The following is a 14,319-nucleotide window of genomic DNA, read 5'->3' as shown; positions in this document are numbered from 1 at the left end:
AGATTTTAACCCAAGCTCACTAATTCTTCGTCGTCTCAGGTATTGGAGCAATCTGTCTGACATAGTCGTTGCCACCGCCGTCAGAATATGTAATGATCTGCCCCTCTGTCGCATAGGTCATACCATATTCCTGGATAGCAATTCTCTTTACTTCATCCAGATCTACATTTCCATTTGCTCTATTATACGCCTCATCATTGTCCTGTTTCAAATTATTAAGCTGACTCTCCAATGCAGCGATATTTTTTACACTGTTTTTAATCTGTGACTGAAGATTGATGTAGCTTGCCAGTGTCCCAACCATCAGAACCATTGCAAGGGTCAGGAAAAGCAGGTAACCCAGGCTCATGTGATGTTTCTTCTGACGCTTCGAAGGCTGATGAACATGGATCTGGCGCTGGTCATGTTTTTTATTTGGTTTTCTTACGGTAGTTCCGCGGATGTATTCATCTCTTGCCATGTTCACACCTCCTTTTTTGTATCTTCGATACAAAATTCGTTTGCCCATTAAAGTTGCCTTTGGCAAAGGGGCAAACTCACATCTGTATCATTTTCGCACGCCCTCAGCAGCGAAGTGCTTCGGGCTGTAATTTAGATCTTTTTCTCAAATACTCTCAGCTTCGCGCTCTGGGATCTTTTGTTTTCCGCAAGTTCCTCGTCGCTTGGCAGGATTGGTTTTCTTGTGATCACCTTTCCCTTGGACTTCTTACCACACACGCAGACCGGAAAGTCCGGCGGACAGGTGCATGGGTCCTCAGCAGTCTTGAAGCTGCTCTTTGTTATTCTGTCTTCCAGTGAATGGAAGGTAATAACGCATATCCTTCCTCCTGGATTCAGGAAATCTATGAATCCCTCCAGGGAATTCTGCAAAACATCCAGTTCCCTGTTCAGCGCAATCCTTATGGCCTGATAGGTTCTCTTGGAAGGATGGCCTCCCTTTTCCCTCATTCTGGCCGGTATCGCTGCCTTTATGATGTCGTTAAGCTGCCCCGTTGTCTCAATAGGAGCCTTCGCTCTTTCGATACATATGTGCTTTGCAATGTTCTTGGCGAATTTATCTTCACCAAAATCCCTTATTATATGAAAAAGTTCCGTTTCCGAATAATCATTTACGATATCTCTTGCAGTAAGGGTCTGTCTCTGGTCCATCCTCATATCCAGAGGAACATCTTCCTTATAAGTAAATCCTCTCTCAGCGTTATCCAGCTGGAAAGAAGAAACTCCAAGGTCCAGAAGAATTCCATCAACCCCCGTAACCCCAAGAGCTTTAAGCCTCGTCACAGCATTCTCATAATTGTCTCTTATGATGGTGACCTTGTCCCCAAAAGGCTCAAGTCTCTTAGTGGCTGCAGCTATGGCATCCTCATCCTGATCGGTGCCATACAGATGTCCCGTGGTGAGCCTTTCGGCAATGTGAAAAGAGTGCCCGGCTCCTCCAAGGGTACCATCCAGATATATTCCCTCAGGCTTAATATTCAGATTTTCGATGCATTCCCCAAGAAGCACTGAGTAATGTTTAAATTCCATCTGCATTCCTCCCGCCGTGCACCCGGACTCGGAATTCTTCGAATTCCTCGTTGGAGGGCAAACGCCCTATAAATCTGCTTTGTCATCCAAATGTGCATGCGAGCATCCGCATTTGAATAACTCGCACATTTGCACGGCTAAATGCTTAGACCATATTCGCTCATCTTCGCCGCAATTCCATTGATATCATCAAAGGTACTTGCCTTCTCCCATTCAGCCTTGCTCCAGATCTCGGCTCTGTTACCAACACCTGCAATAACAGCTTCCTTATCGATCTTGGCGTGCTGAAGAAGATTCGCGGGTAAAAGAATTCTTCCCTGTTTATCAGTTTCTGCGTCTATGGCTCCGGCGATAAAGAAACGTCCAAGCATTCTGGCTTCAGGTTTATCCATTGGCAGAGCTTGTAGCTTAGCTTCAAACTGCTCCCAGCCTTCTTCGGCAAACACAAAAAGACACCCGTCAAACCCCTTGGTTACCACAAACTGTTCACCCAGGAGCTCACGGAACTTAGCAGGCATTATGAGTCTTCCCTTGGCGTCTATGGAATGACTGTATTCACCTTTAAAAGCTGTCCCCAATTATTTTACCACTTTTCTACCACTTGTCACCACTTTGTGACACTTTTTACCACCTGTCACCATTATATATGAGAAAAATGTGCTTTACAATAGTGTTTTCCTAGTTTTTTCTAAAAAAATGATTAACCTCTTCGTGGCAGACAAAAAAATCGCCTATCTGGTGTTTGTGCTTTGACACATCCACTAAATAGGCGATTATTCGTCAATTATTTTATTGTAATAATATCAGGATTTAAACAGTGTTGAGAGGATTCCTCTTCCAAGACTTGCTCCCAGGTTACCACCAAGGGTCTTTCCAAACTTACCAAACTTACCGCCAACGCTCTTTCCAACCTCTCGTCCAACGGTTCCAACCACGGAATTTCCTATTGTCTTGGCTGTCTGTTTCTTCTTACGATCTTCAGCAGCCTTCTTCTTGGCTTCTTCCTTGGCAGCCAGGGCCTCTTCTTTTTCTTTTGCCTTACGTGCAGCTTCCTCTTCCTTGAACTTAGCTTCCTCCTCAGCCTTTGCTATTCCCTTTCTCTCAAGGAATTCATAGGCTGAGTCAGGATCATGAGGCTCAAAGTACTTCTCATAGAACCTGCTGCTGTTTATCTCCTTCTGCCTTGTAAGGTCATCAATTCCACCCATAAGAGACTGAGGTGGAAGGATCTTAACCTTCTGGCACACTGAAGGTGTTCCATCCTCCATAAGGAAGGAGCACACAGCCTCTCCTGTTCCAAGCTCCTGGATAACATCCGCAGTCTTGAACTCAGGATTCTCTCTGAAGGAGTCAGCTGCTGCCTTTACGGCCTTCATATCTGAAGGTGTATAGGCATGAAGTGCATGCTGGATCTTGTTTCCAAGCTGAGCCAGAACTCCGTCGGGGATATCCTTTGGATTCTGAGTCACAAAGTAGATGCCAACGCCCTTGGATCTGATGAGCTTAACAACCTGCTCTATCTTATCAATAAGAAGCTTTGGTGCATCCTTGAACAAAAGATGTGCTTCATCAAAGAAGAACACCATCTTAGGCTTATCTGCATCTCCCACTTCAGGAAGAGTCTCGAATAGTTCAGACATCATCCATAAAAGGAAGGTTGCATACAAAGTGCCGTTATTTATAAGACTTGTGGAATCAAGAATGTTTATCATTCCTCTTCCGTCAGAATCTGTTATAAACCAGTCCTTAATATCCAGGGCAGGCTCAAAGAAGAAATCCTCTCCGCCGGCCATTTCAAGAGCAACAATGGATCTTACAATAGCAGCCACAGAAACAGGGCTCACGTTGCCGTACTCGGCAGCAAAGTCATTTCTGTTCTCGGAGATATAGTTAAGAAGCGCCTTAAGGTCTTTTGTATCTACTAATAAAAGACCCTCGTCATCAGCGATCTTGAAAGCAATTGTGAGAATATCCTTCTGAAGGTCGTTAAGTCCCAGGATCCTTGCCAGAAGAAGTGGTCCCATCTCAGAGATGGTGGTACGAAGAGGAATACCCTTTTGTCCAAACACATCCCAGAATGTGGCAGGATATTTTTTATACTCAAAGCCAGCCTCAGAAAGTCCGAACTTCTGGATGCGTTTTTGCATATCCTCGGAATCCTTGCCCTCCTGAACCATTCCTGAAAGGTCACCCTTTACATCAGCAAGAAATACAGGAACTCCCATGTCACTGAAGGACTCAGCCAGAACCTTTAAGGTTATGGTCTTACCTGTACCTGTAGCACCTGCAACAAGGCCGTGGCGATTGGCCATCTTTGGCAAAAGAAATACATTCTCACCGGCCTCAGTATTAGCAATCCAAATCTTTCCGTCTTTTAACATTTGCACCCTCCCAACAAGCTTTATTCAAAATAAAGAACCTTTATTCAGTATAGCACAACGTCAGAAACCCGCGCATGATAACATTAAATTCTGGTAGTCCACTTGGTGCAGTCGATGACTTCAGTTGCCAGATCCTGATAAAAGTCAGGCTCATGGCAGACCATAACCACGGTTCCCTTGTACTCCTTAAGGGCTCTGTGAAGCTCTTCCTTGGCATCCACGTCAAGGTGGTTGGTGGGCTCGTCAAGAACAAGAATGTTTGACTCCCTGTTTATGAGCTTGCAGAGTCTGACCTTAGCCTGCTCTCCTCCGGAGAGGACCTTGCACTTGCTCTCGATGTGCTTGGTGGTAAGTCCGCACTTGGCAAGGGCTGAGCGGACCTCGTACTGGGAAAAGCCCGGGAATTCATTCCAGATTTCCTCCATACAGGTGGTCTCAATGTTCGGTGGCATCTCCTGCTGGAAATATCCAACCTCAACATTCTCACCCCTTTGTACCTTTCCTGAAAGAGCCGGGATAAGTCCAAGCATGCTCTTAAGGAGCGTTGTCTTTCCTATTCCATTTGCTCCGGTAAGGACAATGAAAGTATTTCTTTCTATAAAAAGATTTATTGGCTTTGATAAAGGCTCATCATAGCCTATTACCAGATCACTTATTTCAAACAGGAACTTACTGGGAGTTCTGGCTGTCCTAAAGTTAAACTCAGGCTTTGGTTTTTCCTGGATCTTCTCGATGATCTCCATATTATCAAGTTTCTTTTGCCTTGCCATGGCCATGTTCCTGGTGGCAACCCTTGCCTTGTTCCTGGCAACAAAGTCCTTAAGATCAGCAATCTCCTGCTGCTGCCTGTTGTAGGCCGCTTCTCTCTGGGCCTTTCTGGCTTCGTAGACCTCCATGAACTTGTCGTAATCCCCTACATATCTGTCCAGGCTGTGGGTCTGACCATCCATGTGATAAATGATGTTTACCACGCTGTTGAGGAACGGGATGTCGTGGGATATGAGAATAAAGGCATTCTCGTAGTCCTGTAGGTATCTTGTAAGCCACACGATATGCTCTGCATCCAGGTAGTTTGTAGGCTCGTCAAGAAGCAGGATATCAGGTTTTTCCAAAAGAAGCTTTGCAAGAAGGATCTTTGTTCTCTGGCCACCTGAAAGCTCAGTAACATCACGGTCAAGTCCCAGTTCCAAAAAGCCCAGGGCTCTTGAGACCTCTTCAATCTTGGAATCTATCAGATAGAAGTCACGATTTGTGAGAAGGTCCTGGATCGTGCCAAGTTCCTCCATGTACTCCTCAAGCTGCTTCTCATCTGCCTCTCCCATGGCATCGCAGATCTCATTCATCCTGCGCTCCATGTCAAAAAGATCATCGTAGGCTGAGGCGAGAACGTCCCTGATGGTCATTCCCTCTTTTAACACCGCATGCTGGTCAAGGTATCCAACCTTAACATTCTTAGCCCATTCGATCTTACCTGCATCAGGCATGAGCTTTCCTATTATTATGTTCATGAAGGTGGACTTTCCTTCTCCGTTAGCTCCAACAAGTCCGATGTGCTCTCCCTTTAAAAGCCTGAAAGAAACATCATCAAATATGGCCCGGTCACCGAATCCGTGGGTCAGGTGCTCGACGTTTAAAATACTCATTAAATATCTCCTGTTTAAACTTAGTTCATTTGTCAGGTTCACATTATAGCAAGGGAGCTTTCTATTTGACTATCCGAACGTTTGTTTGTATAATAAAATCATGAGTATTCAGCGTGAAAGAGTGTACATCTGCATAGACTTAAAGTCCTTCTACGCCTCTGTAGAATGCGTGGAAAGGGGACTTGATGTGATGACTACCAAGCTTGTTGTTGCTGACCCCGAGCGCAGCGACAAGACTATTTGTCTTGCAGTTTCACCGGCTTTAAAGGCCCTTGGGATTCCCGGAAGGTGTAGGGTCTTCGAGATTCCTAAGCACATTGAATACATCATGGCTCCTCCACGGATGCATCTATACCTGGAGTACTCCGCCCAGGTTTATGCCATCTACCTCAAATACATCTCCAAGGACGACATCCACGTCTACTCGGTGGACGAAGCCTTCATGGACGTTACGGAATATCTGTCCTTGTACCATATGACTGCCAGAGAACTGGGTCAGCGAATCCTGGACGACATCTTCGAAACCCTTGGTCTTCGTGCCACCTGCGGAATAGGCTCCAATCTCTTCCTCACCAAGGTGGCTCTGGATATCACAGCCAAGCACTCCCCTGATTTCATTGGCGAGCTGGATGAAAAGAGCTTTACCACGACTCTCTGGGATCACAGACCTCTGACAGATTTCTGGCGCATAGGCCGGGGCATCTCAAACCGGCTTGCCACCTATGGCATCATGACCATGAGGGATATAGCCCACGCAGATGAAAACCTGATGTACAAACTCTTTGGCGTAAATGCAGAACTCCTCATAGACCACGCCTGGGGTAGAGAACCTGTTACCATAAAGGACATCCGAAACTATACCTCCATGTCCCATTCCCTGACCCAGGGCCAGGTCCTTATGTCTGATTACAGTTTTGAAAAAGGACTGGTGATTGCTAAAGAGATGATGGACGTCATGTGTCTTGACATGGTGGACAAAGGGCTGGTGGCCAAGTCCTTCACTCTTACCGTAGGATATGCAAAAAGTGCTCCTCTTTCAGGCACCAAGGGCACCTTTTCTCTTGACACCGAGACCAATGCCGGCAGCATACTGATCCCCGCCATTGCCCGCCTCTATGAGCAAGTGGTAAATCCCGCCTATGATGTAAGGCGTATGTTCGTTGTTGCTAACGGAGTGGTTCCTGAGGAATTTATGCAGTACTCCTTCTTTATGCCCGCAGAGGACCTGGAACGTGACAGGAAGGTTCAGAAGGCTGTCCTTGAGATCAAGAACAGGTTTGGGAAGAATGCCATTTTAAAGGGTCTGAATTTTGAGGAAGGCGCCACCACAAGAGAGCGCAACAATCAGATTGGAGGTCACAAGGCGTAATGGCAAGACAGAAAATGCCTATGGACAAAAGGGCCGCCCAGTTCCTGCCATTCCAGGCAGTAAAAGGTCTTGATGAAGCCCTGAGGGCAAAAGAAAAGATAATAGTAGAAAAAATCCAGCTCTCTGAAGAAAGTCTCCATGAGCTGGATCTTAAAATGCATAAAGTTAAAAAGGGAATGATGGTTACAGCCATCTATTATGATAAGGGTGAGTACCTGAAGATCACAGGACTCGTGGCCCGGATAGATGAAACCTCCAGGATACTCCAGATAGTAAATACCAAAATCCCCTTTGACGATATCAGAGATATCATATTACCAGAAGAATGAGTTCTTAAGGAAATCCTCTCTGAGAATCCTCTCTTCCGGTTTTTATTTTTCGAAGAAAGCAAGAGCAATAGCCCCGGGGCCTGCGTAGGTTCCGATAGTGGCACCAACAGAAGCATACTGGATCATATCCTCATGTCCCTCGTAAAGCACCTTTGAATCCTCTACGTACTTTTTGATTATCTCATCAGTAAATCCAGTGTAGCCAAGGCAGGCAGGTTTTGTGTAATCAATCCCTCCCTTGTTCTTTACAAACTCCATCAGCATGTTATGGCTGTTTTTGGACCCTCTGGCCTTTCCAAGGATCTTTACCACTCCATCCTCTATGGTAAGAACAGGCTTGATCATGAGAAGATTACCAGCAAAAGCTGCTGCCGAAGAAATCCTTCCGCCAAGCTTCAAAAATTCAAGAGTTGCAAAAGCAGCAATAACATGGGCCTTTTTCATGTCCTCCGTAACGGTGTCAACTATTTCTTTTGCTGAAAGGCCCTGATCTCTTAGCTGAACAGCTCGCTGAACTATTATGAGTTGAGAGATGCAGAACTGCTTGGTATCAATAACATGAATCCTGTCAGAGAAGTCAGATGCAGCCATGCATGCACTCTGATATGATCCGGATACACCTGATGACAGGGTAAAGCAGATAAGATCATCCCCCGCATCCTCTGCTTCCTTGAACACCTGTGAATAATCGTAGGGTGTGATCTGACTTGTCTTCGGGATTTCATCAGTCTCCACCAGTTTCTTATAGAATTCCTGCGGGCTCAGTGTTACGCCATCAAGAAATTCCTCATCCCCAAATCTCACTTTAAGTGGCAGGACCTGAATCCCCCACTCCTTTGCCTTTACCTGCGAAATATCGCTGGCTGAATCTGTGACTATTCTTATTGCCATTGTTTTCTCCTCCGCGCTACCATGCTTTCCGATCTACCCCAAGCAGATCTTCAGTTTCCGCAAACATGGCAATGAATATATCACAGAAAAACATTGGTGTCTAATTAGTTTCCACTTTTCTTTTTAGGATTAAGTCTTCCTTTCTCTTCATTCATAAAAGATTTCACACTCATGACCGAGTAGTGATCAAACATAAAGAAGAATGTATCCAGTGGTATCATAAACGCTCCGGTAGCGTATTCTGCACTGGCTTTCCTTATACTTATAGCTCCGGTAACCTTGTTGATCTTAGCTTCAACAGTTCCATAACCCCAGGGATTACGAAGTAATATCATAGGCACTCCACCTACCGTATCATAACCAAGGACAGTATAGGCGTGTTTGGAAGCAATTCCGCGCATCATCTTTTCGCCGTTAAGGCCAACTCCCTCTTCCAGCTCAAAGTCATGTCTTGAGCCTACTGTAAGGATCTGATGTGAGTTCTCATCATTAAGTTTCTTAGCCAAATTAAGGAAATTATATTCAGGATTCCCCTGAATAAACGTGCCAACACCATACTGAAGGTCATTATCAGATCTTTTTGTGATAAAATCCACATTATCACAGGTATTACCGGTGATTATCTTCATAAATTTGTCACTCAGGCCTCCGTCGATATTCTCATAGGACTTGATACCCTTTTCTTCAGTCTCTTGAATGAGCATCTTCTCATCATTAGAGAGTCCGGAATTCAGCTCCTTTACGACTCTTATAAGTCCGGAGGCTACAAAGGCCTTCTCTATCATCTGAACCCAAAGTGCCCCGGCAGCAAACCTGGAAACAGTTTTATTACCTTTTTGGGCCGGAACTGTCTTGGAGACAGTTACATATATCTTTTGTTTTCCATTAACGAATCTTACTGTAACCGTATTATCTTTTTTGTTTTCCGTCATCATATTTCTGATGAAAGAAGGATTCTTTTCAACCAGTGATCCAAGAGCAGCCAGCATGTAGCAATTTCCGACCGTACCCTGAACCACGTCATTAACACATGGCTCATGTGAAAACAGCGGTTCATCCACCTGTTTCCACTCATAGTTCTTTTTGGTGTTCTCCCAGTCATCAAGCTTAGAGTTTTCAAGGTCTACAAATTTATCATCTGTGACCGTTATTACATTGGGTCCCTGTTTCGGAACAGTCAGTCTACCACTGGTGATCTCATCGATACGTTTTATATATTTTTCAAGTACCTCTTTTTCCTTGCTTACTTCATTCTCGGGAAGTAAGTCCAGGCGCTCCTTAAGCAGCTTATCTGCATTCAAAAGAGCTGTTGCTTCTTCATGGGTCTTTTTTTCAGTCTTTTTGAGCTTCCCATATTTCTTTCCGTTTTTCTCAAACTCAACTATCTCATAAGCATCCTGACCGGTGACATCCATCGTAGCATAGCTCTTAAAGGCTTTCAGGGCATCATAATACTTATTATCCATTCCCTGAAGTTTAAGATCTTCCGTAAGGTCATCCTGAAGCTGCTTCTTTATAGAAAGTCTCTTTTTCTCGGATTCAGGCTTAAATTTCGCCTTGTATTCTTCTATATCTTTTATCTGCTTTTCTACATTTCCAAGGCTGAGTGTATATGTCCTATAGGCCTCTCTTCCAAGTTCCTCCTTTGTAAGGTCTGCAAATGCCTTTTCATCTCCAAGATTTTCTGTCAGGATTTCCTTTCGTGCATAACCGGTATACTGCTTGGTCGTCATAGCCTGGTCAAAGCTTTTTACAAACTGATTCTCAAGGGCAAGATACGGATGATTATTATAGTGAATCATCTTTTTCTTTTCCTTCACGAAAATTCCATGATCTGGACCAATCCCTGCAGAGATATAATTTTCTATCTGTTTTACGGATTTAGCGACAATCCTTGCGGCAGCCTTTTTCTCTTTTTCCTCCTGCTTTTTTCTCCAGCCGTTTTCATCTGTCTTATCCAGCAAAAGAGCTGTTTTCAGCTTGTTATAACGTGTAGTGAACCCCTCTTTCTCCTGGGCTGTCAGCTTTATTCCCTGACTTTGGAGATTGGCAACAAACGCTTCCGGCTCCGTTGCCAAGATCTTATCAGCCATTGTCCTGTCGTAGGCAGGAAGTCTAAGCTTACCCTTCTCATCATAAATTGAGCCCTTCTCTCCATCCTTCAGTTCCGCATTTGAAGGAATTGAAATAGGTTCCTCAATCCTTACAGAATCAATAATAAGGGTTGGCTCTCCAATTACTACATCAATCCTTCCCAGATACTTAAGGGAGTTTAGGGATCTGTTTCTTATGCCCAGAAGCTCATCCAGGATCTGAATTGAGGAAAGCTGTCTCAGGGCAGTATCAGAATATACCATGTTGCTCTTGAAATTCTGAGCAGCCCAGACAATATCTCCAAAAGTCGTCCACTTCTTGTTCACTTCGTCTAATGTGGATATGACGGACTTTTGGTATGTTCCATCCTCCTTTTTTACAAGAGCCTCCTCGTAATTCTTGAACATTCCACTCTCAAAGCCAAGGGTCTTTGCAGCTTTAATAAAGGAGTTGTCTTTTATGGACGTCTGGCTGGTGATAACAGTTATTCTCTCCCTGCCATCATCAGTCACGTAGCCTTTTCCCTTCTTTTCAACATAAACTGCTCCGCCTGTCAGGAGTTTTTCCCAGCTTTCATGGGCATGAGCCTTATAAATCTCATAATAATCAAGAGCTCGGATCCTGTTAAGCTCAGTAATATAGGTCTGTCTAAGTTCCCTTACCTTGATCATCCTGTCAAAATCATGATTTTTCTTAAGATATTTGTCACATTGCTTAATAAGGTCAGTATATTTTTGCTCAATCGTGCTCTTGTCAACTTCGAAAGTCTCAAGTTTTACAGGAATCTTTTCCCTGAGCTTTTTCAGGATTTCCCGGTGATCATAGGCATAGTCGAAAGAGCTTCCTTCAGAATGAAGAGAAAGGGTATAATTTTCTGCTTCAACATGTCTTTTTCTTTCAACCTGTCGCCTTGTCTTTTCCTCCTCTAAAGCATTCCTTTCGATCTGCTGGCCGGAGTCACGCATAAGGTCAGCTGCTGTCTTGTTCTCCACTTCAGGTTTCAGCTTGTTGTATTTTTCCTGGGTAAGCGGCTCCCAAAACTGTCTGGCCATTTTGGCAGCTTCCATAATATTGATGACACTAAGATGCCTTCGGGAAGTGTCTTTTCTGACGTCCTTGACCTTCTTTTTAACATACATGTTGCAGGTTCTCTCCAGCCTTCCCAGGGTGTCAATTATAGGTATCTTAACCTCTTCCAAAAGCCTGCCTTTAGTACCTGCGTTCAAAAGCCGTTCCACAGCATCTACTTCTTCTTTAACCTGTTTCATCTCGTTGCTGTCACCCCAGATGCTTCCTGACGCACGAAGATTCCTGATGGCATCGCTAAGAGAGCTTGCAGCATATTTTCCTGTATTCTCATCCTGGCAGTACTTTTTCTTCGCCCTTGACATGAGTTTTGTTACATACTCATTCTTCGGTAAAATGAAGCCATAGCTGAGCATATCCATAGCACCTACTCCATTTACACGAAGAAGGCGTCTGCCAAGTATATAGGTATTGACCAGTTTTTCAGCAAGTTTTCTCTTGGCTTTAGGAGAATTCGCGTCAACATCCAGACTAAGTTCCTCATTATAGTGATCAATAAAGTACTGGTCCGTCATAACGGCCTTCCTGGCATCATAATAGAAGGCGATGGTATGAAGCTGGGTAAGCTTCTTCTCTATCTTTTTCCTAACATCCGCGGAAATGGAATCAAGGAACTTAGGGTTCTTTTCAAGGAGCTTATCATAGGCCTTCATCTGACAGGAAAGCTTCTCCAGCTTTGCAGCATTAGCTACTATATCCTCATCGTCCGCCATATGTAAGTCACAGATATTAATCTTAAAAAGATATACCGTCAGCTCATCAAGTATTGCCGGAATACTATTTCCATTCACAGCAAAATAGGTCAGGCTCTTTATAGTCTCCTCGTCGAAATCAGGGAACCTGTTCTTAAGGGCCTGAATCTGCTGATTGCTACGTGCCTCCCTCTGTTCCTGGGCAGTTTTCAGTGCCACGGAGTTCTGATCCTTCCTGTAGAGCCTGGACTTTACGTTGTTCTTTTTGGAAAGGCGCTGCTGATCGCCAAGATCTGCCCGTAGCTGACCCAGATACTCCCTGGTGAGAGTCATACTTCCCGGAAGAAATCTTACAGCATGAACAGGTCCGGCATTTTGCAGAGCGTCCTGAATCTGGCCATTAAGGTGCTGACCATGAATCTTTCTTTCATTCTGCTTCTCCTCGTCAGCCTCCTCCATCTTCTTCAGCTTCTCAGAGACATAGTCTTTCTCTTTGACTGATTTTACGGAAGCCTCCTTTGACCTCTTCATCATTTCAGGGTCCGGGGGCTGAAGATGGAACACCTCAGGCATCTGAGCGTTTATATCGTCTAGACTTTTAGGCACATGAATTTCATTAGATTTCTTTTGTTGCTGTTTATAGAGATCTCCACCACACATGGTTTTCCCTCCTGCTTAATATTTTCTGATTATTTTGATTGGTTAAAGAGCCAGTCGGCAAACTCCGGATAAGCCATTACAGCATAGTCTGCCTGATGGTAGCCGGTCAGAGCCCCAACAGAAAGCATCTCTTTATCTGTGAATTCTGTCAGGCAAACATCCTTAGCTCCCATTCTTTCAAGGGTTTCAACAGCCGATTTGCTTATGGTGACTGGAATCACGTTGTCGTTTGTGGCATGTGCAAACCATGTGGGAACGTCCTTCATAAGCTCAAGATTTCTAGTGGAATCCTGAGAATAGCTAAGGGCCGGACACATAACGATGGCTGCTGCCACATCTTTTGCATACTTTTCAGTAAACTCAACTGTAGCAAGACCTCCGAAGGAATTGCCACAGACATATATTCTATTTGGATCTATGCTGCCCTTAGAGGCCATTTTGTCTACTATGTTCTTTACGGCGATGTAGAGCTTATCCCTGTCTGACTGGGCAAGGTACACATCATCCTCAATGCATGGTGAAAGAACAAAACATGGATGAAGGGCCTGGTTCTCATCCCCCGTCAGGGTTGTAACTACCTTTGTGTCCATGACGGAATAGGTTTCTCCGAAGCCATGGAAGTAAATTACTACCGGTAGCTCTTTTCCCTCTTCGGGGCTATACAGAGTGTAATCAAAAGAAATATCGCCCTTGGAAGTCAGTTTCTGAAAGCCCTTTGGCAACTTTGCCGTGTCACTTTGTCCGCAGCATGTTATGGCTGCTGATAGCATAAGGGTTGTTATTATGGCAAGAATTCTTTTACGCATCTTTTCTTTTTGCTTTGTGTTCTCTGGCAAAGCTCTTCATTTCCTTGGTAAGCATCAGGCGTGTATTATTCTGGTCATCGGTACGTTTTTTACTGGGAGTAAATCTGTCGATACTGCCAAGGATCCTTCTCTCGTTGAAGGAAAGACCACTAGCGTGGAGTTTTGAGAGATTCTCTTTTGCTCCACTGACGCGCTCAGCCATAGCCTGCTTACCTTCATTAACCCTTGTCTCAATGGAAACAACTTCGTCATGGACTTTCTCATAATTAGCCTGGGATCTCTCACAAAACTCAGCATGCATTCTCTCAACATCCTTAAGCAGGGATGAAAGGCTCGCCTCAGTCAGGGCGAAGTCTGCGCCGAAGATACCGGCAAGAACAAGGCCCAGGATCACATATATGATCTCCGGTATGGTCTGATGTAATCCGGACATGAAGGGTAAAAGCCACTTCACGATCGCTACTCCTGCAAGGCCAAAGCAGATGCTCACAGGAAGGCATATCCTGCCCTGAATATTAAGTGGCATAGAGCTGTAATCCCACCACCTGGCGTTAAATCTCTTTTCCAGAACCCAACTGGTAGCGAACTCTGCAATAGCGCTTCCGATCAGGCATATGATGAAGGTGCCCCAAACAGGGAATGTGGGATCCGACAATGCCGGGATAAGGCTAAAAAGTACTGTGACTCCTATGACACAGGAACCATATATGGGGCAGATTGGTCCAAACAAAAATCCCCTGTCAGCCCACTTTTTTTCCATAATCGTGCAGTATATAGATTCCCATACCCATCCTAAAAAGCTGTAAAAGATGAATTCTACAAAAAGCATTGCTACAATCAT

General features: G+C 44.6%; 11 protein-coding genes. 2 read left to right on the top strand and 9 right to left on the bottom strand.

Going from position 1 to position 14,319, the window contains the following annotated elements; translation table 11 throughout:
• Positions 1 to 19 precede the first annotated feature (19 nt).
• The 5 genes from BO18_RS13185 to BO18_RS13165 all read right to left on the bottom strand — a co-directional run bounded on the left by BO18_RS13185 (position 20) and on the right by BO18_RS13165 (position 5,551).
• Positions 20 to 460 carry a hypothetical protein gene (locus BO18_RS13185; RefSeq protein WP_051688715.1) on the bottom strand — a complete coding sequence of 147 codons (441 nt, stop codon included), beginning with the start codon at positions 458 to 460 and terminating at the stop codon, positions 20 to 22.
• A gap of 131 nt (positions 461 to 591) precedes the next feature.
• The gene (gene rsmH, locus BO18_RS13180; RefSeq protein WP_034446719.1) at positions 592 to 1,527 is read right to left on the bottom strand and encodes a 16S rRNA (cytosine(1402)-N(4))-methyltransferase RsmH; all 936 of its coding nucleotides are present in this window, start codon (positions 1,525 to 1,527) and stop codon (positions 592 to 594) included.
• A 137-nt stretch (positions 1,528 to 1,664) separates the two neighbouring features.
• The gene (mraZ, locus tag BO18_RS13175) at positions 1,665 to 2,045 is read right to left on the bottom strand and encodes a division/cell wall cluster transcriptional repressor MraZ (protein WP_051688714.1); all 381 of its coding nucleotides are present in this window, start codon (positions 2,043 to 2,045) and stop codon (positions 1,665 to 1,667) included.
• A gap of 285 nt (positions 2,046 to 2,330) precedes the next feature.
• Positions 2,331 to 3,908 carry a helicase HerA-like domain-containing protein gene (locus BO18_RS13170; protein ID WP_034446716.1) on the bottom strand — a complete coding sequence of 526 codons (1,578 nt, stop codon included), beginning with the start codon at positions 3,906 to 3,908 and terminating at the stop codon, positions 2,331 to 2,333.
• 83 nt (positions 3,909 to 3,991) lie between these two features.
• Positions 3,992 to 5,551 (bottom strand): ABC-F family ATP-binding cassette domain-containing protein, encoded by a 1,560-nt coding sequence (locus BO18_RS13165; RefSeq protein WP_034446715.1) that lies wholly within the window; start codon positions 5,549 to 5,551, stop codon positions 3,992 to 3,994.
• A 100-nt stretch (positions 5,552 to 5,651) separates the two neighbouring features.
• Between BO18_RS13165 and BO18_RS13160 the strand changes: the two genes are divergently transcribed.
• Complete coding sequence (locus BO18_RS13160) at positions 5,652 to 6,920, top strand: Y-family DNA polymerase (protein ID WP_185752428.1); 1,269 nt, start codon at positions 5,652 to 5,654, stop codon at positions 6,918 to 6,920.
• A complete protein-coding gene (locus BO18_RS13155) occupies positions 6,920 to 7,249 on the top strand; it encodes a YolD-like family protein (RefSeq protein ID WP_034446714.1) in 330 nt (109 codons plus the stop codon). Before BO18_RS13160 ends, BO18_RS13155 begins: the two co-directional genes overlap by 1 nt.
• Positions 7,250 to 7,291: 42 nt before the next feature.
• On the opposite strand, the gene BO18_RS13150 is transcribed toward BO18_RS13155, so the two are convergent.
• From BO18_RS13150 to BO18_RS13135, 4 genes are all read right to left on the bottom strand, one after another.
• A complete protein-coding gene (locus BO18_RS13150; RefSeq protein ID WP_034446713.1) occupies positions 7,292 to 8,140 on the bottom strand; it encodes a DegV family protein in 849 nt (282 codons plus the stop codon).
• Between the two features lie 104 nt (positions 8,141 to 8,244).
• On the bottom strand, positions 8,245 to 12,672 hold the full coding sequence (locus BO18_RS13145) for a C2 family cysteine protease (protein WP_034446711.1): 4,428 nt from the start codon (positions 12,670 to 12,672) through the stop codon (positions 8,245 to 8,247).
• 29 nt (positions 12,673 to 12,701) lie between these two features.
• On the bottom strand, positions 12,702 to 13,478 hold the full coding sequence (locus tag BO18_RS13140; protein ID WP_034446709.1) for a dienelactone hydrolase family protein: 777 nt from the start codon (positions 13,476 to 13,478) through the stop codon (positions 12,702 to 12,704).
• Positions 13,471 to 14,319 carry a putative ABC transporter permease gene (locus BO18_RS13135; protein ID WP_051688713.1) on the bottom strand — a complete coding sequence of 283 codons (849 nt, stop codon included), beginning with the start codon at positions 14,317 to 14,319 and terminating at the stop codon, positions 13,471 to 13,473. Before BO18_RS13135 ends, BO18_RS13140 begins: the two co-directional genes overlap by 8 nt.

This window comes from Butyrivibrio sp. AE2032 (assembly GCF_000702965.1).
Note: the sequence above shows the minus strand (reverse complement) of the source record. Positions and strands in the feature narration are given on the sequence as shown.